Here is a 22,431-nt window from a genome sequence, read left to right as displayed (position 1 = left end):
TTTCCCGCTGTTCCGGCCGGACCGAGTGTCTTGTAAACGATTCGCATGCTGACGGGTTCGGCACCGTGTGCTGCCATACCTGCTGTCGTCATTCGATGGATCCGTCCGCGTCCCCCTCGGGGGCCTCAGCGAGGCCCAGTTCCTTGAGCTTGCGGTAGAGCGTCGAGCGGCCGATGCCGAGCTTGCGCGACACCTCGGACATGTGGCTGCGATAATGGTTGAGGGCGAAGCGAATGGCGTCGGCCTCGATGTCGGCGAGCGGGCGCACCTCGCCGATATCGTCGAGAAGGCGCAGGCTGCCCGGATCGCGCACCTCGACATGGACGATCTCGCGCGCCGGGGCAGGGGCGGGCGCAGGGCCCGCGGGGGCGGGCGGGATGTCGATCGCGTAGCCCTCGACCTGGCTCGCGATCTGCGGGAATTCCGCTACCGTCAGCTCGGGCCCGTCGGCGAGCACGACGGCGCGGAAGATCGCATTCTCGAGCTGGCGCACGTTGCCCGGCCAGTCGTAGCGAGTGATGAGTGCCATGGCCTCGGGCGCGATGGCGCGCACGCGCTTGCCTTCCTCGGCGGCGAACCGGGCGAGGAAGCCGAGAGCGAGTTCCGGAATGTCCTCACGGCGCGCGCGCAGCGGCGGCAGGGTCATCGGGAAGACATTGAGGCGGTAGTAGAGATCCTCGCGGAAACGGCCCTGTTTGACGAGGTCGAGCAGGCTGCGGTTCGTCGCCGAGATCAGGCGGATGTCCACCTTGACCGGCCGGCGCCCGCCGACCGGATCGACCTCGCCCTCCTGGATGGCGCGCAGGAGCTTGACCTGTGCATCGAGTGGCAATTCGCCGATCTCGTCGAGGAAGAGCGTGCCCCCGTTCGCCTCGACGAACTTGCCGGCATGTTTCTCGGTGGCGCCGGTGAAGGCACCTTTCTCGTGGCCGAACAGGGTCGATTCCACGAGGTTCTCGGGAATGGCGCCGCAGTTGACGGTGACGAAGGGCTTGCCCTTGCGCTCGCCCGAGCCCTGGATGGCGCGGGCCAGCACCTCCTTGCCGACGCCCGATTCGCCCTCGATGAGCACCGGGATGCCGGAGCGGGCCGCGCGCTCGGCGAGGTGCAGCGCCCGGCGCATGGCCTCGCTGCGCGTGGCGATGTCGCGGATCGACAGGGCGCCCTCGACGCGCCGCTTCATGCGGCGGATCTCGTCCTCCAGCGCATCGGTGCGCAGGGCATTGGCGATGGAAACCTGCAGGCGCTCCGCCCCCACCGGCTTGACGACGAAGTCCGCCGCTCCCGCCCGCATGGCCGAGACGACGGTTTCGATGGAGCCGTGCGCGGTCTGCACGATGACGGGTAGCGCGATACCCTTCTCGCGCATCGCCGAGAGCACGCCCATGCCATCGAGATCGGGCATGACGAGATCGAGCAGCACGAGATCGACGGGCGGCTGGCCGCCGGCCATCAGCGTGAGCGCCTCCTCGCCCGAACTCGCGATGAGCGGCTCATAGCCGAAGCGCCGCACCATGCCCTCGACGAGGCGGCGTTGCACCGGGTCGTCGTCCACGATCAGGATCGTCGTCATCTCGCTCAATCGCCCGGCTGTGTTCCGTTTCGGGGCGATGCTGGGCGAGAACGGTAAAGCTCTTGTTAACGCAGCCGTGTGCCGAAGACGGATCCTGTCTGCCGTCGCGGCGTTGATCATCGCGATTCAAAGCCCGATGATCGGCCAGAAACGGAATCGGTCCGTGGGTCGGTAGGAACCTGCGGGACCTATGGACAACGACAGGAAGACGATGACGATCAGCAGCACGGGCGCGCAGGCGCGGGACGGCAACACGCTCGGCGGCCTGCCGGAATGGGACCTGTCGCATCTCTATCCGGGCATGGAGTCCCAGGCCTTCGCCGACGATCTCGCGCGGGCCGAGGAGGAATGCAAGGCTTTCGCCGCCGCCTACCGGGGCAAGCTTGCGGCGATGGCGGCGGCACCGGATGCGAGCGAGCAACTGGCGGCTGTGGTCGCCCGCTACGAAAAGCTGGAGGATCTTCTCGGCCGCCTCATGTCCTACGCCGGGCTCGTCTACTCGGGCGACACGACAGACCCCAAGCGCGGCAAGTTTTATGGCGACACGCAGGAGCGCCTGACGGCAGCAAGCTCCGATCTCCTGTTCTTCACGCTCGAACTCAACCGCATCGACGACAAGGTCCTTGCGGAGGCGGCCTCCAAGGCGCCGCTCGCCCACTGGCGCCCGTGGCTCGAGGACATCGCCAAGGACAAGCCCTTCCAACTCGACGACAGGATCGAGCAGCTCTTCCATGAGAAGTCGGTCACCGGCCGGGCGGCCTGGAACCGCTTGTTCGACGAGACCATCGCCTCGCTGCGCTTCACCGTCGACGGTGAGGAACTGACGCTCGAGCCGACCCTCAACAAGCTGCAGGAGCCGCAGGAGGAGGTGCGCCGGGCCGGCGCTGAGGCGCTGGCCCAAGTTTTCCGCGCCAACCTGCGCATCTTCACGCTTGTCACGAACACGCTTGCCAAGGACAAGGAGATCTCGGACCGCTGGCGCGGCTTCGAGGACGTGGCCGATTCACGCCATCTCGCCAACCGCGTCGAGCGCGAGGTTGTGGAAGCGCTGGTCGAGGCCGTGCAACAGGCCTATCCGCGCCTGTCGCACCGCTACTACGCGCTCAAGGCGCGCTGGTTCGGCAAGGACAAGCTGGCGCACTGGGACCGCAATGCGCCGCTGCCCAAGGTGGAGATGCGCACCATCGGCTGGGAGGAGGCGCGCGACACCGTGCTCGGCGCCTATGGTGAGTTCTCACCGCAGATGGCCGACATCGCGCGCCGCTTCTTTGACGAGCGTTGGATCGATGCACCGGTGCGGCCCGGCAAGGCCCCGGGCGCCTTCGCGCATCCGACCGTGCCCTCGGCGCACCCCTATGTGCTGCTCAACTACCTCGGCAAGCCGCGCGACGTGATGACGCTCGCCCACGAACTCGGCCATGGGGTGCATCAGGTGCTCGCGGCCCCCAACGGCGCACTCATGGCGCCGACGCCGCTGACGCTGGCCGAGACGGCTTCCGTCTTCGGCGAGATGCTCACTTTCCGCCGCCTCCTCGATGCCACGAGCGACAAGCGCCAGCGCAAGGCCATGCTCGCCGCCAAGGTGGAGGACATGATCAACACCGTGATGCGGCAGATCGCTTTTTACACCTTCGAGCGGCACGTCCATACCGAGCGGCGGGCCGGCGAGCTGACCTCGGAGCGATTGTGCGACTTGTGGCTGAAGGTGCAGACCGAGAGCCTGGGTCCAAGCGTCGACCTGCGCCCGGGCTACGAGGTGTTCTGGGCCTACATCCCCCACTTCATTCACTCGCCGTTCTACGTCTATGCCTATGCCTTCGGCGACTGCCTGGTGAATTCGCTATACGGCGTCTACGAGGGCGCGCGCGAGGGCTTCGCCGAGCGCTATCTCGCCATGCTCGCGGCTGGCGGCACCAAGCATCATTCCGAACTGCTCGCCCCCTTCGGCCTCGACGCGCGCGACCCGGCCTTCTGGCAGATCGGCCTCGGTATGGTCGACCGGCTGATCACCGAACTGGAAGGACTGGAGGATTGAGAAGCATTCCGTGGCCGTCGCAATTCGCTCTGGTCGACACCAGATAGGGGCAGTTGGAGAAAACGCCCCATGAGCGATCCCGAAGGCAATCGGTTCTCGGCGCGTGCGGCCCGCTATGCGCGGGTCGGCGCCAATGTGGGCGGCATCGCCGCGCGGATGATGGGCACGCGGATGTTCGGGCGGGAGGCTGACCGCTCGCGCTATGCGGCGGAGCTCACGGGGGTGCTTGGCGGCCTCAAGGGGCCGCTCATGAAGGTGGCGCAGCTGCTCGCCACCATCCCCGACGCCCTGCCGCCGGAATATGCGGCGGAACTGCAGAAGCTGCAGTCGCAGGCCCCGCCCATGGGGGCTGCCTTCGTGCGCCGGCGCATGATGGCTGAACTCGGGCCCGACTGGGCCGGGCGCTTCGGCGCGTTCGACCTGCAGCCGGCGGCGGCCGCGTCCCTCGGTCAGGTGCATCGGGCGCGCTCGCACGACGGGGTGCCGCTCGCCTGCAAGCTGCAATATCCGGACATGCAGTCGGCCGTCGAGGCAGACCTCAGCCAGCTCGGCATGCTGCTCGCCGTGCAGCGGCGGCTGAGCCCGGAGATCGACACGGCCGAGATCCAGGAGGAGATCGGCGCGCGGCTGCGCGAGGAGCTCGACTACCGGCGCGAGGCGCGCCATGCCAGGCTCTACGCCCACATGCTCGCCGACGTGCCGGAGGTGCGGGTGCCGGGCGTGTGGGCGGAACTGTCGACGCTGAGGCTGCTCACGCTCGACTGGCTGGAGGGGCGGCCGATCCTCGACTACAAGCAGGCGCCGCTGGAGACCCGCAATCGCCTCGCCACGGCCATGTTCAAGGCCTGGTGGCATCCTTTCTCGCATTTCGGCGTCATCCACGGCGATCCGCATCTCGGCAACTACACGGTCTTCGACGATGCGGCGGGCCACGCCGCCGGCATCAACCTGCTCGATTACGGCTGCATCCGCATCTTCCCCGCCCGCTTCGTGGGCGGGGTGGTGGACCTCTACCAAGGCCTGCGCGACGACGAGCCGGACCGGGTCGTCGCGGCCTACGAGACCTGGGGCTTCCGCGGCCTGCGCAAGGACCTCATCGAGGTGCTCAACCTGTGGGCGCGCTTCATCTACGGCCCCCTTCTGGACGACCGGGTGCGCACGATCGCCGACGGCGTGGCGCCCGGCGAGTACGGCCGGCGTGAGGCCTGGCGCGTCAAGCAGGCGTTGCGGGAGAAGGGGCCGGTACGGGTGCCGCGCGAGTTCGTCTTCATGGATCGCGCAGCCATCGGTCTCGGGGCGGTCTTCCTGCATCTCGGGGCCGAGCTGAACTTTCATCGCCTGTTCGAGGCGGAGATCGACCGTTTCGGACTCGATACGGTCGCGGCGGCGCAGGGCCGGGCCCTGTCCGCGGCCGGCCTTTCCGCGCCGGCGTGAAGAAACGCTCTTGCGCGTCGATTAAAACGGTTTAATAGCAGAGCCTGCCGAATGAACGGGGCCATGCTTCGCGGCCCGCGTTGCATGCGGCGGCACCTTGCGGTAAAGCCGGACGACGCCGGATCATACCGAGGATTACCATGGCAGAACACAAGCACGCCGTTCCCGCCGGGGGGCACCCGGACATGGATTATCCCGCCCACGAGCGCACCTACGCAGCGTTCATCACCTTCTCGAAATGGGCCACCATCGCGGTCGTGCTCGTCTTCGTCTTCCTGGCGATCTTCCTGCTCTGACGGCGGGCCCGGCCGGGCCCCGCGGTTTTCATCACGATCGGCCCCTGCCCTGGCGGGATGGCCTTGTTCCCGGGGGGAAACAATGCGCATCGCGATTGCGAAGGAGACGGCTCATCTCGAAAGCCGCGTGGCCGCGTCGCCGGAGACGGTCAAGAAGTTCACGGCGCTCGGGGCGGTCGTCGCCGTCGAGACCGGAGCGGGACTGGCCTCCGGCGTCACGGACGCAGATTACGAAGCCGCCGGGGCGACCATCGCCAAGACGGCGGCGGAAGCCGTGAAGGGTGCCGACATCGTACTCGCCGTCAGGCGGCCGGAGCCGCAGGCGCTGAAGGGCGTCAACAAGGGTGCGCTCGTCATTGCCATCATGGATCCCTATGGCAACGAGGCTGCAGTGAAGGGCCTCGCCGAGGCCGGCGTAGCCGCCTTCGCCATGGAGCTGATGCCCCGCATCACCCGAGCTCAGGTGATGGACGTCCTTTCATCACAGGCCAATCTCGCCGGCTATCGCGCCGTGGTCGACGCCGCGGCGGAATACGGCCGTGCCTTCCCGATGATGATGACGGCGGCGGGCACGGTCCCGGCCGCGCGCGTCTTCGTCATGGGCGCGGGCGTCGCTGGCCTGCAGGCCATCGCCACCGCCCGGCGCCTCGGCGCCGTCGTGACCGCGACCGACGTGCGCCCGGCGGCGAAGGAACAAGTGGAATCGCTCGGCGCCAAGTTCATTGCCGTCGAGGACGAGGAGTTCAAGCAGGCGGAGACAGCCGGCGGCTACGCCAAGGAGATGTCGGACGCCTACAAGCAGAAGCAGGCGGAACTCGTTGCCGCGCATATCGCCAAGCAGGACGTCGTCATCACCACCGCCCTCATTCCGGGTCGGCCGGCGCCGAAGCTGGTGAGTAGGGCGATGGTCGAATCGATGAAGCCGGGATCGGTCGTCGTCGATCTCGCGGTGGAGCGCGGCGGCAACTGCGAACTGGCCAAGCCCGGCGAGGTCGCGGTGCACAACGGCGTCAAGATCGTGGGCCATCTCAACGTGCCTGGACGGCTGGCAGCCACCGCCTCCAGCCTCTATGCCAAGAACCTCTACGCCTTCGTCGAGACGCTGGTCAGCAAGGAGACGAAGGCCGTTGCCGTGAACTGGGACGACGAACTCGTCAAGGCCACCTGCCTGACGCGCGATGGCGCCGTCGTCCATCCGGCCTTCCAGCCGCAGGGTTAAGTCAGTCCGACAGGCCCCGTCTGGGGCGAGGATCAGCAGGGGGAAGCGAGCCATGGCCAACCTGACGCCGGAACAGGCGCTCGAACAGGCCCGTGCGGCGGCCGACGTCGCCAGACAAGCGGCCGAAGCCGCACAGAGCTATGCCGATCAGGCGGCCGCGGCGCTGGGGGCTGCCGCGCATGCCGCGACGGGCGGCGCCGTCGACCCGACGGTGTTCCGCCTCGCCATCTTCGTGCTCGCGGTCTTCGTCGGCTACTACGTGGTCTGGTCGGTGACGCCGGCGCTGCACACGCCGCTGATGTCGGTGACCAACGCCATCTCCTCCGTCATCGTCGTCGGCGCGCTGCTTGCCGTCGGCGTCGAGACGGCGCCGGCCCTCGGCGACGGCCCGGTGTGGGCGCGGATCTTCGGCTTCATCGCCCTCGTCTTCGCTTCCGTCAACATCTTCGGCGGCTTCCTCGTCACGCAGCGCATGCTGTCCATGTACAAGAAGAAGGGCTGAGCGAATGTCGGCCAATCTCTCGACCCTTCTCTATCTCGCAGCGGGCGTCCTCTTCATTCTCGCGCTGCGCGGCCTCTCGCATCCGGTGACGTCGCGGCAGGGCAACCTCTACGGCATGATCGGCATGGGCCTTGCCATCGTGACGACGCTGGTGGGCCATCCGCCGGCGGGCGGGTTCGCGTGGCTGCTCGTGGTCGTTGGCATCGCCATCGGCGGTGGCGCCGGCGCCGTCATCGCCAAGCGCGTGCCGATGACGGCGATGCCGCAGCTCGTCGCGGCCTTCCACTCACTGGTCGGCATGGCGGCGGTGCTGGTGGCGGCTGCCGCGCTCTATGCGCCGCAGGCCTTCGACATCGGCCAGGTTGGCGCCATCCACGGCGGCAGTCTTGTCGAGATGGCGCTCGGTGTCGCTATCGGCGCCATCACCTTCACCGGCTCCGTTATCGCCTTCCTCAAGCTCGACGGGCGCATGAGCGGCAAGCCGATCATGCTGCCGAGCCGGCACGCCATCAACATTGCGCTCGCGGCGGCGCTCGTGGTTCTGATCATCCTCTTCGTGCTGACGGAGAGCCGGCTGGTCTTCTGGCTGATCACGCTCGTCAGCTTCGCCCTCGGCGTCCTGCTCATCATCCCGATCGGCGGCGCCGACATGCCCGTCGTCGTGTCGATGCTCAACTCCTACTCGGGCTGGGCGGCGGCCGGCATCGGCTTCACCCTGGGCAATCTCGCGCTCATCATCACGGGTGCACTGGTCGGGTCCTCGGGTGCGATCCTCTCCTACATCATGTGCAAGGGGATGAACCGCTCGTTCATCTCGGTCATCCTCGGCGGCTTCGGCGGCGAAAGCGCGATGGCGGCCGGCGGTGAGGCCGAGGCGCGGCCCATCAAGCAGGGCTCGGCCGACGATGCCGCCTTCCTCATGAAGAATGCGAGCAAGGTCATCATCGTGCCGGGCTACGGCATGGCGGTGGCACAGGCGCAGCACGCGCTGCGCGAGATGGCCGACAAGCTCAAGCACGAGGGCGTCGAGGTCAAATACGCCATTCACCCTGTGGCGGGCCGCATGCCGGGCCACATGAACGTGCTGCTCGCAGAGGCCAATGTGCCTTATGACGAGGTGTTCGAGCTCGAGGACATCAACTCCGAGTTCGCGCAGGCGGACGTGGCCTTCGTCATCGGCGCCAATGACGTGACGAACCCGGCGGCCAAGACCGACCCGGCCTCGCCGATCTTCGGCATGCCGATCCTCGACGTGGAGAAGGCCAAGACCGTGCTCTTCGTCAAGCGCGGCATGGGTTCGGGCTATGCCGGCGTCGAGAACGAGCTGTTCTTCAAGGATAACACCATGATGCTCTTCGCCGACGCCAAGAAGATGGTGGAAGAGATCGTCAAGGCGCTGGACTGAGCGGCGCTTGGCCAACAGGCATCGGAAGGGCCGCCGCGAGGCGGCCTTTTTCCTGGCTGCCTCTCACGAGGCCGTGGCTGGCGGCAGCCGCCCCGCTCATGATATGGCGCCGACATGATCAAGATCGCGCTCAATGCCGCAGCGCTGTTCGCTATCGTCTACGGGCTGATCGTGGCGGGGCTTGTCGTATTCCAGCGCGACCTGCTGTTTCCAGCCGACGCCGCACCGATCGACGGCAGCGTCGCAGCCATCCCCGGGCTCGAGCAGGTGCAGATCGAGACGAGCGATGGCGAAAGGCTGAACGCCTGGGTGGTGCCGCCGGCGCCGGGCAGGGCGGTGCTCGTCTTCTTTCACGGCAATGCGGGCAATCTCGCGCTCGCCTTCCGTGTCAGCCGCTTCAGGCAGCTGGTCGCGGACGGTACCGGCCTCGTTGCTGTCAGCTACAGGGGCTATGGCGGATCGACCGGCAGCCCGAGCGAGGCGGGCCTGCACCGCGATGGCGCAGCGGCCTATGCCTATGCCGCCCATCGATTTGGCACCGAGCGGCTCTTCGCCTATGGCGAATCGCTCGGCACGGGCGTTGCCGTACGCCTTGCGGCCGAGCAGCGGCTGGTTGGCGTCATCCTCGAGGCGCCTTACCTGTCGACGGCCAAGGTGGCCGCCGGCATCTATCCCTTCGTGCCGGTGTCGCTGCTCATGAGCGACCAGTTCCGCAGCGAGGAAATCGTGGACCGTATCGGCGTGCCGATGCTCGTCCTGCACGGCATGCGCGACGGCGTCATCCCCTTCGCCCATGGCGAAGCGCTATTCGGCCTTGCCATAACGGCACGCCGTTTCGTGCGCTTCGTGGACGGCGGCCACGTCGATCTCTTCGACCATGGCGCGGTACCCGCACATCCGGCGCTTTATCGCCGATGCCCTCACAGGGAGGGTTATCGGCGCGGATGTTCTGACCGTTTCGGCGCCGCAGGCGGCCGGCCGGCAGTAAAGGGCGGATCAGCGGAAGAGGGCGAGGCCGCCGCCGACGCGGGACATGCCTTCGCGCGCCACCTGGTTGCCGCTGTCGATGGCGAGAGCCCGCTGATAGGACTCAGTCGCCTGCGTACGGTCGCCCTGGCGCTCGAAGGCGACGCCGCGCCAAGCCCAGGCCACCGCATTGCGGTTGTCTGCGTTGAGGGCGGCGTTGAAGTCCTCGATCGCCTCCTGATACTTGCCGACGGCGACGAGACTCTGGCCGCGCGCGGCATAGGGCGCGCCGGCGAAGGGATTGCGGTCGATGGCCGAGCGGAAGTCGGCGATGGCAAGCTCGTTCTGCCCCTGGCGCTGGTGCACGAGGCCACGAGCATGATAGGCCTCCGCCGATTCGGGGTTGAGCTGGATGACCCGGGAGAGATCGGCCAGCGCCTGGTTGAAGTCGCCCTTGACGCGCAGCAGATTGGCCCGGCCGAGATAGGCGGGCCCGTAGTTGGGATCGGCCTGGATGGCACGGTTGAAATCGGCCAGCGCCTGGTCGTCCCGGCCGGTCTGGCGCAGCGACAGCGCCCGGTTGGTGTAGGCGGCGGCAAAGTTTGGATCGAGCTTGATGGCCTGGTTGAAGTCGCTCATTGCGTCGCTGTAGCGGCCGGAGCGCGCATAGGCCGCCCCGCGAGCGTTGTAGGCCTGGGGATCGTTCGGGTTGGCGCGGATCACATCCGACAGAGAGGCGATATTGGTCTTGCTCGCGTCCGGATTCTCCTGGACGAGCTCGGCCACACCGCGCGAGCCACCGACGCCGCTCACCGTCTCGCAACCGGCCAATGCAAGCGCCACGGCAAGCGGCAGCAGGCTGCGGCCGAGCGTTGTCGCCGACAGGATGGCACCAGAGGCCGACTTCCTCCGTTCGATCACGTCAATCCTCCACCCCGAACAACTTGAATCGTTTGTTGCGTGCCGGTTCTCGGACACAAGTGAGGCAGGAGCGTGAAGACCCTGGCGCGGCCGTGGCCTCGCAGGCACTCCCCCGAGAGGCGGGGCCGGCACATGCAAACAAAGCGCCCATCCGCGAGGAGGGCGCTTGCGCTGCCGGGGCCCGGACCCCGTGATGATAAGCCAATGCCGCGATGCCGGAGCGGGAGGCAATTCCTGCTGCGGCGGCCCCTCAGCGGGTCGGCTTCGGCTTGCTCGGCAGCAGGCCTTCGCGCTGCAGGCGCTTGCGCATCAGCTTGCGGGCGCGGCGGACGGCCTCGGCCTTCTCGCGGGCACGCTTCTCCGACGGCTTCTCGTAATGGCCGCGGAGCTTCATTTCCCGGAAGATGCCTTCGCGCTGCATCTTCTTTTTCAGCGCACGGAGCGCCTGATCAACGTTGTTGTCGCGAACGAGAACCTGCACGCGTCGTCTTCCCGCTTTTGAATTCGTGATGGGTGGCGAAACGCCATAATGGCGCGAACGGCGCGCCACAACCGTGGCAGGGTGGATAACAGATCGGATGGCGCCTGTCCACAGGTCCGGCGCCTGAAACCGGCCCCAGCCTCAGGTTTTGACGCGGGTGACATGGCCCATCTTGCGACCGGGCCGGGCTGTCGCCTTGCCGTAGAGGTGCAGATGCGCGCCTTCCTCCGCGAGGAGTTCCGGCCAGGCCGCCATGTCCTCACCGATGAGGTTGGTCATCTCCACCGATCCGACGAGCGCGACCGAGCCGAGCGGCCAGCCGCAGATGGCACGGATGTGCTGTTCGAATTGCGAGGTCTTCGCGCCCTCGATCGTCCAGTGGCCGGAATTGTGCACGCGGGGTGCGATCTCGTTTACGAGAAGGCGCGGCGGCTCGCCGTCCGTCTCGACGACGAACATCTCGACGCACAGCGTGCCGACGTAATCGAGTGCCGTCGCGATGCGCCCGGCGATGGCGCGTGCCTCGTCGCACAGGTTCGCGGGCAGGGTGCCCGGCACCCGCGTGATGTGCAGGATGTGGTCGCGGTGCTCGTTCTCGCACAGATCATAGGCGGCGACGGAGCCATCGTGGCCGCGGGTCGCAACCACGGACACCTCGCGGGAGAAAGGCACGAAGCCTTCGAGAATCGCCGGCACGTGGCCAATGGCGCCGAGCGCCGTCGCCGGGTCGTCGCCCGTCCGGATGATGACCTGGCCCTTGCCGTCATAGCCGAAGCGGCGCGTCTTGAGCACCGCCGGCCGGCCGACAGCGGCGAGGGCGGCGCGCAGGTCCGTCTCGTTGGAGACGGCGCGGAAGGGCGCAGTGGCGATGCCGAGGTTGCTGACGAAGGTCTTTTCCTCGAGCCGGTCCTGGGCCACGGCGAGCGCCCGTGCGCCGGGGCGCAGCGGCACGTGCGATTCGAGGATATGGGCCGTGTCGGCGGGCACATTCTCAAATTCGTAGGTGACGACGTCGACGCTCGCTGCAAAGCCGACGAGCGCTCCCTCGTCGGTGTAGGAAGCAACCGTATGGCGGGCCGCCACCTCGAACGCCGGGCTGTCAGGCTCCGGCGCATAGACATGGGCCTTAAGGCCATAGCGTGCGGCGGCGAGCGCCAGCATGCGGCCGAGCTGGCCGCCGCCGAGGATGCCGATGGTGGAGCCTGGGGCGAGCATCGCGTCAGTCATCTTGCGGCCGCTCGGCCACGGCCGCGCTCTGGGCGGCGCGCCAGTCGTCGAGGCGCGCCGCGAGCCCCGTGTCGGAGAGGGCGAGCACCGCGGCGGCGAGAAGAGCGGCGTTGACGGCTCCGGCCCGCCCGATGGCGAGCGTGCCGACGGGAATGCCGGCCGGCATCTGCACGATCGACAGGAGGCTGTCTTGGCCCGACAGGGCCTTCGACTGCACGGGCACGCCGAAGACCGGCAGCGGGGTGAGCGAGGCGACCATGCCCGGCAGGTGGGCCGCGCCGCCAGCTCCGGCGATGATCACCTTGAAGCCCTCGTCCCGCGCCCCCCTCGCAAAGGCGAACAGCCGCTCCGGCGTGCGATGGGCAGAAACGATGCGCGCGTCGTGGGCGATGTCGAGCGCGGCCAGTGTCTCCGCCGCGTGGCGCATGGTCTGCCAGTCCGACTGGCTGCCCATGACGATGGCGACCGGCGTTTGCGTCGTCATTGATGATCCTGCGAAAAGTCTTCCGCGCGGGGCATACAGTAACAGGCGGCCAGTCGGCAATCAGCAATCGGTTCCGCTCGCGCGACGCGCCGACGCTGCGGGCGTTCGGGACACGAAATTGCGTCCGGTTGCTGCGAGGGGGGTGTCCGCCCGACTGCCGCTAGGCAATGATGTCCGGCGTCAGCCTGTCCTCGAGAAAGGTGATGCGATCCTTGAGGATGAGTTTGCGCTTCTTCAGCCGCTGGATCTGTAATTGGTCGGCGGGGCCGACGGATTCGATCGCCGCGATCGCCGCATCGAGGTCGCGGTGTTCCTCGCGCAGGCGATTGAGTTCGCCCATCAGTTGCTGGCGCTCGTCTTCGTCGTCGATATCGATGGTCATCATGGCGCTGCCCGGGGGCATCGATCCGGAGAATGACGGAAATCGGAAGTATGCGGCGTGGCCGCACGCTCGGCAAGCCGAGCCCCTGCAAAAAGGGTGGCTTGCCCACGGCTCGCCGCCGGTGCACCGCCGATGGCGGAATCTGCTTCGACTCCGCCACAATGCTGTGTCACAGTTCTGTCGTCGGAGTGATCCGAAGGAGGAAAGCGATGTCTTTGAACGCCCATCTGGCCGAACTCGCAAAGCGGCACGAAGCGCTTGAGCGCGAGATCCAAACGGTGCAGGCCAGCCCCTCGGCTGACGAGCTCAAGATCGCGGAACTCAAGCGCAAGAAGCTGCAGTTGAAGGACGAGATGGAGCGCTTGCGTCATACGACGATATCGCAATCGATACATTGACGGATCTGCCGGCCGCACGACCGGCACGACGGCCACCCCTCAGGGTGGCCGTTTTCATATGGGCGAGCCGACGCGTCACGCCTCGCGGGCCATCTCGCGCAGGCGGAATTTCTGGATCTTGCCCGTCGAGGTCTTGGGCAGTTCGGTGAAGACCACGTGGCGCGGGCATTTGAAGGCCGCGAGTCGGCTGCGGCAGAAGGCGATCAGTTCCTCCGCCGTCGCCTCCGCCCCGGGCCTGAGCTCGACGAAGGCGCACGGCGTCTCGCCCCATTTCTCGTCCGGCTTGGCGACGACCGCGGCGGCCTGCACCGCCGGATGCTTGTAGAGCGCATCCTCGACCTCGATGGAGGAGATGTTCTCGCCGCCGGAGATGATGATGTCCTTCGAGCGATCCTTGAGCTGGATGTAGCCGTCGGGGTGCTTGACGCCGAGGTCGCCGGAGTGGAACCAGCCGCCGGCGAAGGCCTTGTCGGTGGCAGCCTTGTTCTTCAGATAGCCCTTCATCACAACGTTGCCGCGGAACATGACCTCACCTAGCGTCTCGCCGTCGGCCGGCACGGATGCGAGCGTCTCGGGGTCGCGCACGTCGAGGCCTTCGAGCACGAGGTAGCGCACGCCCTGGCGCGCCTTCTTCGCCGCATAGTCACCCGTCGGCAGGTCGTCCCAGGCGCTGTTCCAGTCGTTGACGACAGCGGGACCGTAGGTCTCGGTGAGGCCGTAGAGATGGGTCACGTCGAAGCCGGCGTCCTTCATGGCGGCCAGCACCGCCTCGGGCGGCGGCGCGGCCGCGGTGAAGAAGGCGACCTTCTGCGTGAAATCGCGCTTGTCCGTGGCAGGCGCATTGAGCAGCGTCGCCATGACGATGGGCGCGCCGCAAAGATGCGTGACGCCATGTTCGGCGAGCGCTGCATACATGGCGCCGGCGCGCACCTGGCGCAGGCACACATGCGTGCCGGCGACCACCGAGATGGACCAGGGAAAGCACCAGCCGTTGCAGTGGAACATCGGCAGCGTCCACAGATAGACGGGATGCTTCCCCATGCCGCAGGTGACGACATTGCCCATGGCAAGCAGGTAGGCACCGCGGTGGTGATAGACGACGCCCTTGGGGTCGCCGGTCGTGCCCGAGGTGTAGTTGAGCGAGATCGCGTCCCACTCGTCGTCCGGCATCTGCCATGCATGGTCGGGGTCGCCGCCGGCGAGGAAGGTCTCATAATCCGTCTTGCCGAGGACCTCGCCGGGGCCGTCGTATTCGGGGTCGTCGTAGTCGATGACGAGCGGCTTCGCCTTGGCGAGGGCGAGTGCCTCGCGGATGGTTTTCGAGAACTCGCGGTCGGTGATGAGCACCCTGGTCTCGGCATGGTCGAGCGTGAAGGCGATGATGGCCGCGTCGAGCCGGGTGTTGAGCGTGTTGAGCACCGCTCCGGTCATGGGCACGCCGTAGTGGCATTCGAGCATCGCCGGCGTGTTCGACAGCATCACCGAGACGGTGTCACCGCGGCCGATGCCATGAGCTGCGAGCGCCGAGGCAAGGCGCCGGGCGCGAGCATAGAAGTCGCGATAGTTGCGGCGCAAACTGCCGTGGATGATGGCCGTACGCTCGGGAAAGACGCTTGCGGCCCGTTCGAGGAAGGTCAGCGGCGTCAGCGGCTGGAAATTGGCCGGGTTGCGGTCGAGGTGGAGGTCGTAGGCTGAGGCCGTCATCTTTCCAGTCCGCTTCGGAACTTGCGATGTGGCAGCCTAGCCGGCGAGGTTGCGGGCGATCAATCAGCCAAAGGGAGAGGCGCCTCGTCGGCCTAGGGTGCGACCGGCGCGGGCAGGGGCAGGCCCTTGGCGGCCATGACGGTGCGGGCCCGGTCGGGATAGTCGGTGATGAGCCCGTCGACGCCCCAGTCGATCAGGCGCGCCATGTCGTCGGTCTCGTTCACCGTCCAGGGCACCACCGCCAGCTCCATCTCCTGGGCTTCCTCGACGAGCGGCTGCGTGAGGTTGCGGAAATTGGGCGACCAGGTGGTGCAGCCGGCTTCCGCGACGAGCGCCGGCACCGAATCGAAATCGTCAACATCGAGGCCACCGAGCCAGGGCGAGCCCCCGTCCTTGCCGCGCTGGAGCGTATCGAAATTGCCCTCGCTCGTCAGGCACACGCGCGGAATGTCGGGCGAGACCTCCTTGAGGGCCATGAGGGTGCGCCAGTCAAAGGACTGGACCGTGACGCGCTCCCCGAGCCCGGCCTTGTCGATGGCCTTCGCCAGCGCCGTGGCGAAGGTGCGCGGCTCGGGCGTGCCGGCATCCGGCGCCGGGCTCGACTTGGTCTCGATGTTGAAGCGCACGTCCTTCGCGCCGAGGCGTTCGGCGAGGGCGAAGACATCCTCGAGCGTCGGTATGCGCGTGCCGTCGACCGGCGTCTGCTCCGGGAAGGACTTGGCGGTGCGGCTGTCCGGCCTGGTGCGGCCGACGTCGAAGCTCCGCAGTTCCTCGAGCGTCATGGCGGTCAGCGCCTTGCCCGGCCCGGTCAGGAAGGTGCCGTCGGGCCCGCGCGTGATGTCGGGATTGAGCCTCGGGTCGTGCGAGACGACGAGCACGCCGTCGCTCGTCATGCCGATGTCGAGCTCGAGGGTCGCGACCCCGGTGCGCAGGGCTTTCTCGAAGGCGGGAAGAGTATTTTCGGGCGAGAGCCCGCGCGCGCCGCGGTGGCCCTGCAGGTCGAAGGCGGCCGCGCTAGCGCCTGCCAGGAGGATGGCAAGGCAGGCCACGCCGGTGCGAAGGATAATGGAAGGTGCGAACGGCGGCATGGCTTTTCCTGTCGTGCTCTCATCCCGGGCGGGACGGGAAGAATCAGATGAGTGCAATAAGCCCATCATATGTCAGTTTGAGGCCGACGAGCACGAGCAGGGCGTAGATGAGGCGATAGAAGGCGGTCGGGTCGACGCGCCGCACCAGCCAAACGCCCGCCATGGTCGAACCGACGGCGACGGGCATGAGCACGAGCGAGGTTGTGAGGTTCTCGTGCGTGAACTGGCCGAGCCAGACATAAGGCGCCACCTTCATCAGATTGACGGTGGCGAAGAACCACGTGGTGGTGCCCACGAGAACGTCGCGTGAGAGCCTCAGAGGCAGCACGTAGACCTGGAACGGCGGCCCGCCGGCATGGCTGATGAAGCTGGTGAAGCCGGATACGCTGCCCCACAACAGTCCCCAGGCGATGCCGCCCGGCCGCTCGCCCGCCGCCTGCTTGGCGAGATTGAGCCACCAGTTGAGGGCGAAGACGAGGGCAATGAGGCCGACGGCGAGCCGCACCGCCGCCTCCGAGACGGCAGCGGCCGTGAAGGTCGCAAGGACGATGCCGGCCAGCGCGCCCGTGAGGGTGATGGCGAGCAGGCGTTTGTTCACATGCCGACGGAAGGCATAGATACCGACCGCGTCCTGCACGATAAGGATGGGCAACATGATCGCCGCGGCCTGCACCGGCGGCACGAACAGCGCCATCAGCGGAATGCCCAGGATCGCGAGCCCGACGAAGCCACCCTTGGCAAGGCCGATGATGACAACCGCCGGGATGGCGGCGAAATAGAAAAGGGGATCGTTGATCATTCGGGCTGGGCTCGGCAGGCATCTCTTGGTAGTCAGACCCGCCGAAAGTCTCAAGGCGGCCGGCCGCCGGGCTGCTATGCTCACAGGGCCGGACATGCTGTCGGGCATGTTGCAAGGCGCCGCCACCGGTCGCACCATCTGTCCGCCGGGGCACGCTCCGGCCAAGGGGGAGGACAGCCAGCATGATCGCCGTGCCCAAGGCATCCGCAGCACGCAGCCGATACGGGGAGGTCTACGAGGCCTGGCGCAGGGATCCGCTCGCTTTCTGGGGGCAGGCGGCCAAGGCCATCGACTGGATGCGCCCGCCGGTGCAGGTCTTCGACGCCTCCCTCGGCGTCTACGGGCGCTGGTTCCCGGGGGCGACCTGCAACACCTGCTTCAACGCGGTCGACCGGCATGTCGACGCCGGGCGCGGCTCCCAGCCGGCCATCATCTACGACAGCCCGGTCACGGGGGCGAAGCGCATCATCTCCTACAACGGCCTTCTGTCGGAGGTGCGCGTGCTCGCGGCCGTGCTGCGCGACCTAGGGGTCGGCAAGGGCGACCGCGTCGTCATCTACATGCCCATGGTGCCGGAGGCGGTGGTCGGCATGCTCGCCTGCGCCCGCATCGGCGCCATCCATTCCGTCGTCTTCGGCGGCTTCGCCGCACGGGAACTGGCACAGCGCATCGCCGATGCCGAGCCGAAGGTCATCCTGTCCGCCTCCTGCGGGGTCGAGCCGACCCGGGTCGTGCCCTACAAGCCGCTGCTCGACGAGGCGATCGAGCTCTCCCCGGCGAAGCCCGAGGCCTGCCTCATCCTGCAGCGCGCCCAGGAAGAGGCGAGCCTCGTCAAGGGCCGCGACCTCGACTGGACGGAGACGGTGAGCAAGGCCCGCGCGGCCGGCAAGGACGTGGACTGCACGCCGGTGGAGGCCACCGACCCGCTCTACATCCTCTATACCTCGGGCACGACCGGAAAGCCCAAGGGCGTGGTGCGCGACAACGGCGGGCACATGGTGGCGCTCGTATGGTCCATGCAGAACCTCTACGGCGTGGCGCCGGGCGAAGTGTTCTGGGCGGCCTCCGACATCGGCTGGGTGGTCGGCCACAGCTACATCGTCTACGGACCGCTGCTCACGGGCTGCACCACCATCCTTTACGAGGGCAAGCCCGTCGGCACGCCCGACGCCGGCGCCTACTGGCGCGTCATCGCCGAGCACGGCGTCACCACGCTGTTCACCGCACCGACCGCCTTCCGCGCCATCCGCAAGGAGGATCCGCAGGGTGCGCTGATCGACAATGTCGACATGACGGCCTTCCGCGCCCTCTTCCTCGCCGGCGAGCGCGCCGACCCCGACACCGTGCAATGGGCGGAACGGGTGCTGAACGTGCCGGTCATCGACCACTGGTGGCAGACGGAGACCGGCTGGGCTATCGCGGGCAATCCGCTCGGCCTCGGCGCGCTGCCGGTCAAGCACGGCTCGCCGACGGTGCCGATGCCCGGCTACGACGTGCACATCCTCGACGAGGCGGGCAAGGACCAGCCGAGAGGCGCCATGGGCGAGATCGCGGTGAAGCTGCCGCTGCCGCCCGGCTGCCTGCCTACCCTGTGGCAGGCCGACGAGCGCTTCCGCGAGAGCTATCTCGAGGCGTTCCCCGGCTTCTACAAGACCTCGGATGCAGGCTACATCGACGAGGACGGCTATCTCTTCGTCATGGGGCGGACGGACGACATCATCAATGTCGCCGGCCATCGCCTGTCCACCGGTGGCATGGAAGAGGTGATCGCCGCCCATCCCGACGTTGCCGAATGCGCCGTCGTCGGCGCGAGCGACCCTGTGAAGGGGGAGGTGCCCGTCGGCTTCGTCGTGCTGAAGAGCGGTGTCGATCGCACGCCCGCAGAGATCGAGGCCGAGATCGTCGCCCGCGTGCGCGCGGAGATCGGCCCCGTCGCCGCCTTCAAGCTCGCCCTCGTCGTCGCCCGCCTGCCCAAGACGCGCTCGGGCAAGATCCTGCGCGGCACCATGAAGAAGATCGCCGACGGCGACGCATGGTCCGTGCCCGCGACGATCGACGATCCGACGGCGCTCGACGAGATCGCCGCCGTGCTCGCCCGCCGTCCGGGCGGATCGGCTGCCCCATAAGAAAAACCCCGCGGATGGTGCCGCGGGGTCCAATCGGTCGGAAGCGCCGTTCCCGGCGGCTTCTCAGAGTTCTTCGTCCTCCTCGTCGTCCGGGCGCTTGAGCTGCTTGAGCTTGGCGAAGACGGAATCGACGTCGAGCTTTTCCTCTTCCTCCCGGCGCGGGCGCGAGGTGTCGCCGAAGGGCTGCACCTCCTCCTCGGGGGCGGTGGTGACTTCGGCCGGCAGCAGCGTCTGGTCGCTCTCGGGCGCCACCTGCGGACGGTCCTTGGCGGCGCGGGCCACCTCGAAGTCGAGATCGATCTGCGAGCAAAGACCGAGCGTGACCGGGTCCATCGGCGTCAGATGCGCCGCATTCCAGTGCGTGCGGTCGCGGATCTGCTGGATGGTCGTCTTGGTCGTGCCGACGAGGCGCATGATCTGCGCGTCCTTCAGCTCGGGGTGGTTACGCAGCAGCCAGAGGATGGCGTTCGGCCGGTCCTGGCGGCGCGAGACGGGCGTGTAACGCGGGCCCTTCTTGCGTTTGACCTCCGGTAGCTTGACCTTGGGCGGGGCGAGCCTGAGCCGGTAGGCGGCATTGGCCTCCGCCCGGGCGATCTCCTCGCGGGTGAGCTGGCCGTTTACCGTCGGATCGAGCCCCTTGATGCCGGCCGCGACCTCCCCGTCGGCGATGCCCTTCACCTCGAGCGGATGCAGCTTGCAGAAGTCGGCGATCTGGTCGAACGTCAGCGCCGTATTTTCGACGAGCCAGACGGCGGTCGCCTTGGGCATCAGCGGTCCGGTGGACATGGTCGGCTCCTTAAGACATTTCGGCGGGCGCCTGGCGCCCCGGCCTGGCAGACACGGTTTCCCTGCGCTCCGACCCGGCGGGGCCGAAGCAATCATCGATCGTCGATGACGGGGACTGGCCGCTATATAAGCGCGTCGCGTCGATCTGGCAAATGATCGCAGAGGATCGCGGCGACGTCTTGTCGGCGCCCGCCTCTTCCCGCATTCAGCCGCCGCAGGCGGCCGCCCGCTTGAGGAGAAAAGCCCGCTCGCGCTCGTTGCGGGTGAGGGCGGCCGCCTCCTCGAACGCCCGCTTCGCCTCGGCGAGGCGGCCGGAGCGGAAGAGGAAATCGCCCCGGGCGGCGGGCAGGGGTGCATAGTTGCGCAGGGCGTCGGCGTCGATCGCTGCGAGGAGGGCAAGGCCGGCCTCAGGGCCGAAGGCCATGGAATGCGCGATGGCGCGGTTGAGGTCGACCACCGGCGAGGGCATGACCTCGCGCAGCACGCCGTAGAGCGCGGCGATCCGCGCCCAGTCCGTCTCCTCGGCCCGTCGCGCCCGCGCGTGGCAGGCGGCGAGGGCCGCTTGCAGGGCATAGGGCCCGCGAGCCCCGCTCAGGGCCTCGGCGCGCGCGAGGGCGGCAAGGCCGCGGCGGATGAGGAGCTGGTCCCAGCGGGCGCGGTTCTGCTCGGTCAGGGGCAGGAGCATGCCGTCCGGCCCCAGGCGCGCGGCGAGGCGGGAGGCCTGCAGCTCCATCAGCGCCAGGAGGCCGAAGACCTCCGGCTCCTCGGGCATGAGGCCGGCCAGGATGCGGCCGAGGCGCTGGGCTTCCATGCACAGCGCAGGGCGGGTCAGGTCTGCGCCGGCCGTGACGGCATAGCCCTCGTTGAAAATGAGATAGATCACCTCCAGCACCGAGGCGAGGCGCTCCGCCCGCTCCCTGCCGCGCGGCACCTCGTAGCTCAGCCCGGCCTCGCGCAGGGTCTTCTTGGCCCGGACGATGCGTTGGGCAATGGTCGTCTCGCTCGAGAGGAAGGCGCGGGCTATCTCTTCTGTCGTCAGGCCACCGATGAGGCGAAGCGTCAGGGCCGCGCGCGCATCCGGCGATAGCACGGGATGGCAGGCCGTGAAGATGAGGCTCAGCACCTCGTCGCCGACATCGTCGTCGAGCGCCGCCTCGAGCGCCGCCACAGGATCCGCGCCGTCCTCGGCGAGATCGCGGCCGATCTCGGCGTGCTTGCGCGTGAGCATCGCGGTACGCCGCAGCCGGTCGATGGCCCGGCGCTTGGCGGTGGCCATCAGCCACGCGCCGGGATTATGTGGCACGCCCGCCCGCGGCCATTCGCAGAGGGCGGCGAGGAGCGCGTCCTGCGCCAGCTCTTCGGCGAGATCGACGTCCCGCATCATGCGGGCGAGGCCGCCGACAAGCCGCACCCGTTCGATCCGGAAGACCGTCTCGATCGCGCGGTGGGTGTCGCTTGCCGCCATGCCTCCCGCTTAGGCGAGAAACAGGCGGCAAGGCAAGCATGGCGACGAGGGGATGCCTCAGCGTTCCGGCAGCCTCTCGCGCAGACGGTCGAGCCGCTCGCCGAATTCGGGGGCGAGTTCCTCACCGAAATCGGTGGCATCGACCACGGGGCGGATCTCGATCTCGCTCGGCCCGGGCATCGGATTGGGGCAGCGCTTCACCCAGGCGACCGCCTCGTCCATGTCCTTGACCTCCCAGAGCCAGAAGCCGGCGACCAGTTCGCGCGTCTCGGCGAAAGGGCCGTCGATGATGGAGCGGTTGGGGCCGTCGAAGGCCACGCGCTTGCCGGCGGACGAAGGCTTCAGCCCGTCGCCGGTCAGCAGCACACCGGCGCTGATCAGCTCCTCGTTGTACTTGCCCATGGCCTCGAGCAGCTCGGCCGAGGGGATGGCGCCGGCTTCGCTGTCCTTGGTCGCCTTGACCATGACCATCACACGCATCGTCTCGTCTCCTTGTCTTCCGGAGAGGCCCCGATGGCCTTCCTGCCCCTACGACGAGCGAGCATCGCCGGGATCGACATGGCACGCGAAATTTTTTTTTCGACCGAGGCACGGTGGAGGGCCGACAGCGGGTCACCGTCGCCCGGGCGGGTGACAATCCCGGCCGCCTCGCCGTAAACTGAGGGGTCCGCAACTGGCGACGGGAGGGAGGACATGCAGGACATCTTCGGCGACGAGCCGCGCAAGGGTCCCCTCGGCAAGAGTCCCCTCGCTCACGAGATCGGGCAGGATCTGTCGGCGCTGTCGCTCGACGAGCTCGAGGACAGGATCACGCTGCTCAAGGCGGAGATTGCCCGGCTCGAGGGGATGAGAGAGGCGAAGCAGGCTTCACGGCAGGCGGCGAACGCCTTCTTCCGCTGATCCATTCTGGATGATGGATCAGCCTGTGCCGTAGCGGGACGCGAGCGCCCTCGCTGGCACGCCGCAGCTTAACGGAGCGTTAAGGTTTCCGATTTATAACGGCAGCTATCCAGTCTTCTGGATGCCGAGTGGCTCCTGTCCACTCTGTTTGACGCCTCCCTGTTATCACTTCGGGCCGCCCCTCGGGCGGCTCTTTTTTAATACCCGCGCGGCGGGGCCGGGCGCCGGAAGCGCCAGGGA

At 67.8% G+C, this 22,431-nt stretch carries 21 protein-coding genes and 1 pseudogene; 10 read left to right on the top strand and 12 right to left on the bottom strand.

Annotated elements, in window-relative coordinates; translation table 11 throughout:
• Positions 1-88: 88 nt before the first annotated feature.
• Positions 89-1,573, bottom strand: coding sequence for a sigma-54-dependent transcriptional regulator (locus ASC46_RS02450; RefSeq protein WP_055457684.1), 1,485 nt, complete (start codon positions 1,571-1,573; stop codon positions 89-91).
• Positions 1,574-1,784: 211 nt separating this feature from the next.
• On the opposite strand from ASC46_RS02450, the gene ASC46_RS02445 reads away from it, so the two are divergent.
• The 7 genes and pseudogenes from ASC46_RS02445 to ASC46_RS21900 all read left to right on the top strand — a co-directional run.
• Positions 1,785-3,608, top strand: a complete 1,824-nt coding sequence (locus tag ASC46_RS02445; protein ID WP_055457918.1) for a M3 family oligoendopeptidase — start codon at positions 1,785-1,787, stop codon at positions 3,606-3,608.
• 69 nt (positions 3,609-3,677) lie between these two features.
• Positions 3,678-5,042 carry an ABC1 kinase family protein gene (locus ASC46_RS02440; RefSeq protein ID WP_055457683.1) on the top strand — a complete coding sequence of 455 codons (1,365 nt, stop codon included), beginning with the start codon at positions 3,678-3,680 and terminating at the stop codon, positions 5,040-5,042.
• Between the two features lie 140 nt (positions 5,043-5,182).
• On the top strand, positions 5,183-5,338 hold the full coding sequence (locus ASC46_RS20725; RefSeq protein WP_019403304.1) for an aa3-type cytochrome c oxidase subunit IV: 156 nt from the start codon (positions 5,183-5,185) through the stop codon (positions 5,336-5,338).
• An 82-nt stretch (positions 5,339-5,420) separates the two neighbouring features.
• Positions 5,421-6,557, top strand: coding sequence for a Re/Si-specific NAD(P)(+) transhydrogenase subunit alpha (locus tag ASC46_RS02435; protein WP_055457682.1), 1,137 nt, complete (start codon positions 5,421-5,423; stop codon positions 6,555-6,557).
• Positions 6,558-6,609: 52 nt separating this feature from the next.
• Positions 6,610-7,059 (top strand): NAD(P) transhydrogenase subunit alpha part 2, encoded by a 450-nt coding sequence (locus ASC46_RS02430; RefSeq protein WP_055457681.1) that lies wholly within the window; start codon positions 6,610-6,612, stop codon positions 7,057-7,059.
• Positions 7,060-7,063: 4 nt separating this feature from the next.
• Positions 7,064-8,464 carry an NAD(P)(+) transhydrogenase (Re/Si-specific) subunit beta gene (locus ASC46_RS02425; RefSeq protein ID WP_055457680.1) on the top strand — a complete coding sequence of 467 codons (1,401 nt, stop codon included), beginning with the start codon at positions 7,064-7,066 and terminating at the stop codon, positions 8,462-8,464.
• A gap of 114 nt (positions 8,465-8,578) precedes the next feature.
• Positions 8,579-9,058 (top strand): annotated as a pseudogene (locus tag ASC46_RS21900) (alpha/beta hydrolase family protein); the annotation flags it as partial.
• 402 nt (positions 9,059-9,460) lie between these two features.
• On the opposite strand, the gene ASC46_RS02415 reads toward ASC46_RS21900, so the two are convergent.
• From ASC46_RS02415 to ASC46_RS02395, 5 genes are all read right to left on the bottom strand, one after another.
• A complete protein-coding gene (locus ASC46_RS02415) occupies positions 9,461-10,351 on the bottom strand; it encodes a tetratricopeptide repeat protein (protein ID WP_245280442.1) in 891 nt (296 codons plus the stop codon).
• A gap of 250 nt (positions 10,352-10,601) precedes the next feature.
• A complete protein-coding gene (gene rpsU / locus ASC46_RS02410; RefSeq protein WP_019403310.1) occupies positions 10,602-10,832 on the bottom strand; it encodes a 30S ribosomal protein S21 in 231 nt (76 codons plus the stop codon).
• A 141-nt stretch (positions 10,833-10,973) separates the two neighbouring features.
• A complete protein-coding gene (locus ASC46_RS02405) occupies positions 10,974-12,059 on the bottom strand; it encodes a 5-(carboxyamino)imidazole ribonucleotide synthase (RefSeq protein ID WP_055457678.1) in 1,086 nt (361 codons plus the stop codon).
• Positions 12,052-12,543 carry a 5-(carboxyamino)imidazole ribonucleotide mutase gene (gene purE, locus ASC46_RS02400; RefSeq protein WP_055457677.1) on the bottom strand — a complete coding sequence of 164 codons (492 nt, stop codon included), beginning with the start codon at positions 12,541-12,543 and terminating at the stop codon, positions 12,052-12,054. The genes ASC46_RS02405 and purE overlap by 8 nt, the downstream gene beginning before the upstream one ends.
• A gap of 160 nt (positions 12,544-12,703) precedes the next feature.
• Positions 12,704-12,928 (bottom strand): YdcH family protein, encoded by a 225-nt coding sequence (locus ASC46_RS02395; RefSeq protein ID WP_198300549.1) that lies wholly within the window; start codon positions 12,926-12,928, stop codon positions 12,704-12,706.
• A 206-nt stretch (positions 12,929-13,134) separates the two neighbouring features.
• Between ASC46_RS02395 and ASC46_RS02390 the strand changes: the two genes are divergently transcribed.
• Positions 13,135-13,323: a YdcH family protein gene (locus ASC46_RS02390; protein WP_019403314.1), complete on the top strand. Its 189-nt coding sequence runs from the start codon at positions 13,135-13,137 to the stop codon at positions 13,321-13,323.
• 75 nt (positions 13,324-13,398) lie between these two features.
• Here the strand turns inward: ASC46_RS02390 and ASC46_RS02385 are convergent, their stop codons facing one another.
• The 3 genes from ASC46_RS02385 to ASC46_RS02375 form a co-directional block, all read right to left on the bottom strand.
• On the bottom strand, positions 13,399-15,027 hold the full coding sequence (locus ASC46_RS02385; RefSeq protein WP_055457676.1) for an acyl-CoA synthetase: 1,629 nt from the start codon (positions 15,025-15,027) through the stop codon (positions 13,399-13,401).
• 92 nt (positions 15,028-15,119) lie between these two features.
• Entirely contained in the window at positions 15,120-16,115 is a 996-nt protein-coding gene (locus tag ASC46_RS02380; RefSeq protein ID WP_055457675.1) for a glycerophosphodiester phosphodiesterase, read from the bottom strand.
• 43 nt (positions 16,116-16,158) lie between these two features.
• Positions 16,159-16,914, bottom strand: coding sequence for a sulfite exporter TauE/SafE family protein (locus ASC46_RS02375; RefSeq protein ID WP_055457674.1), 756 nt, complete (start codon positions 16,912-16,914; stop codon positions 16,159-16,161).
• Positions 16,915-17,096: 182 nt separating this feature from the next.
• Between ASC46_RS02375 and ASC46_RS02370 the strand changes: the two genes are divergently transcribed.
• The gene (locus ASC46_RS02370) at positions 17,097-19,040 is read left to right on the top strand and encodes a propionyl-CoA synthetase (RefSeq protein WP_055457673.1); all 1,944 of its coding nucleotides are present in this window, start codon (positions 17,097-17,099) and stop codon (positions 19,038-19,040) included.
• 63 nt (positions 19,041-19,103) lie between these two features.
• Here the strand turns inward: ASC46_RS02370 and ASC46_RS02365 are convergent, their stop codons facing one another.
• The 3 genes from ASC46_RS02365 to ASC46_RS02355 all read right to left on the bottom strand — a co-directional run bounded on the left by ASC46_RS02365 (position 19,104) and on the right by ASC46_RS02355 (position 21,771).
• Positions 19,104-19,826 carry a DUF1013 domain-containing protein gene (locus ASC46_RS02365; RefSeq protein WP_055457672.1) on the bottom strand — a complete coding sequence of 241 codons (723 nt, stop codon included), beginning with the start codon at positions 19,824-19,826 and terminating at the stop codon, positions 19,104-19,106.
• A 205-nt stretch (positions 19,827-20,031) separates the two neighbouring features.
• On the bottom strand, positions 20,032-21,291 hold the full coding sequence (locus ASC46_RS02360) for an RNA polymerase sigma factor (RefSeq protein WP_055457671.1): 1,260 nt from the start codon (positions 21,289-21,291) through the stop codon (positions 20,032-20,034).
• Positions 21,292-21,348: 57 nt separating this feature from the next.
• Positions 21,349-21,771 (bottom strand): YciI family protein, encoded by a 423-nt coding sequence (locus tag ASC46_RS02355; protein WP_055457670.1) that lies wholly within the window; start codon positions 21,769-21,771, stop codon positions 21,349-21,351.
• 213 nt (positions 21,772-21,984) lie between these two features.
• Here ASC46_RS02355 and ASC46_RS02350 point away from each other — a divergent pair, with 213 nt between their 5' ends.
• On the top strand, positions 21,985-22,191 hold the full coding sequence (locus ASC46_RS02350; RefSeq protein ID WP_019403323.1) for a DUF1192 domain-containing protein: 207 nt from the start codon (positions 21,985-21,987) through the stop codon (positions 22,189-22,191).
• The last annotated feature ends 240 nt before the right edge of the window (positions 22,192-22,431 follow it).

This window comes from Chelatococcus sambhunathii (genome assembly GCF_001418005.1).
Taxonomy (GTDB): Bacteria; Pseudomonadota; Alphaproteobacteria; order Rhizobiales; family Beijerinckiaceae; genus Chelatococcus_A; species Chelatococcus_A sambhunathii.
The sequence above is the reverse complement of the archived record's forward strand: the minus strand, read 5'-3'. Positions and strand labels throughout refer to the sequence as shown.

Bases quoted from the DNA above. Each gene is read 5' to 3' on its own strand.
- ASC46_RS02450 (WP_055457684.1), bottom strand. From the start codon at position 1,573: ATGACGACGATCCTGATCGTGGACGACGACCCGGTGCAACGCCGCCTC.
- ASC46_RS02445 (WP_055457918.1), top strand. From the start codon at position 1,785: ATGACGATCAGCAGCACGGGCGCGCAGGCGCGGGACGGCAACACGCTC.
- ASC46_RS02440 (WP_055457683.1), top strand. From the start codon at position 3,678: ATGAGCGATCCCGAAGGCAATCGGTTCTCGGCGCGTGCGGCCCGCTAT.
- ASC46_RS20725 (WP_019403304.1), top strand. From the start codon at position 5,183: ATGGCAGAACACAAGCACGCCGTTCCCGCCGGGGGGCACCCGGACATG.
- ASC46_RS02435 (WP_055457682.1), top strand. From the start codon at position 5,421: ATGCGCATCGCGATTGCGAAGGAGACGGCTCATCTCGAAAGCCGCGTG.
- ASC46_RS02430 (WP_055457681.1), top strand. From the start codon at position 6,610: ATGGCCAACCTGACGCCGGAACAGGCGCTCGAACAGGCCCGTGCGGCG.
- ASC46_RS02425 (WP_055457680.1), top strand. From the start codon at position 7,064: ATGTCGGCCAATCTCTCGACCCTTCTCTATCTCGCAGCGGGCGTCCTC.
- ASC46_RS02405 (WP_055457678.1), bottom strand. From the start codon at position 12,059: ATGACTGACGCGATGCTCGCCCCAGGCTCCACCATCGGCATCCTCGGC.
- purE (WP_055457677.1), bottom strand. From the start codon at position 12,543: ATGACGACGCAAACGCCGGTCGCCATCGTCATGGGCAGCCAGTCGGAC.
- ASC46_RS02395 (WP_198300549.1), bottom strand. From the start codon at position 12,928: ATGATGACCATCGATATCGACGACGAAGACGAGCGCCAGCAACTGATG.
- ASC46_RS02390 (WP_019403314.1), top strand. From the start codon at position 13,135: ATGTCTTTGAACGCCCATCTGGCCGAACTCGCAAAGCGGCACGAAGCG.
- ASC46_RS02385 (WP_055457676.1), bottom strand. From the start codon at position 15,027: ATGACGGCCTCAGCCTACGACCTCCACCTCGACCGCAACCCGGCCAAT.
- ASC46_RS02380 (WP_055457675.1), bottom strand. From the start codon at position 16,115: ATGCCGCCGTTCGCACCTTCCATTATCCTTCGCACCGGCGTGGCCTGC.
- ASC46_RS02375 (WP_055457674.1), bottom strand. From the start codon at position 16,914: ATGATCAACGATCCCCTTTTCTATTTCGCCGCCATCCCGGCGGTTGTC.
- ASC46_RS02370 (WP_055457673.1), top strand. From the start codon at position 17,097: ATGATCGCCGTGCCCAAGGCATCCGCAGCACGCAGCCGATACGGGGAG.
- ASC46_RS02365 (WP_055457672.1), bottom strand. From the start codon at position 19,826: ATGTCCACCGGACCGCTGATGCCCAAGGCGACCGCCGTCTGGCTCGTC.
- ASC46_RS02360 (WP_055457671.1), bottom strand. From the start codon at position 21,291: ATGGCGGCAAGCGACACCCACCGCGCGATCGAGACGGTCTTCCGGATC.
- ASC46_RS02355 (WP_055457670.1), bottom strand. From the start codon at position 21,771: ATGCGTGTGATGGTCATGGTCAAGGCGACCAAGGACAGCGAAGCCGGC.
- ASC46_RS02350 (WP_019403323.1), top strand. From the start codon at position 21,985: ATGCAGGACATCTTCGGCGACGAGCCGCGCAAGGGTCCCCTCGGCAAG.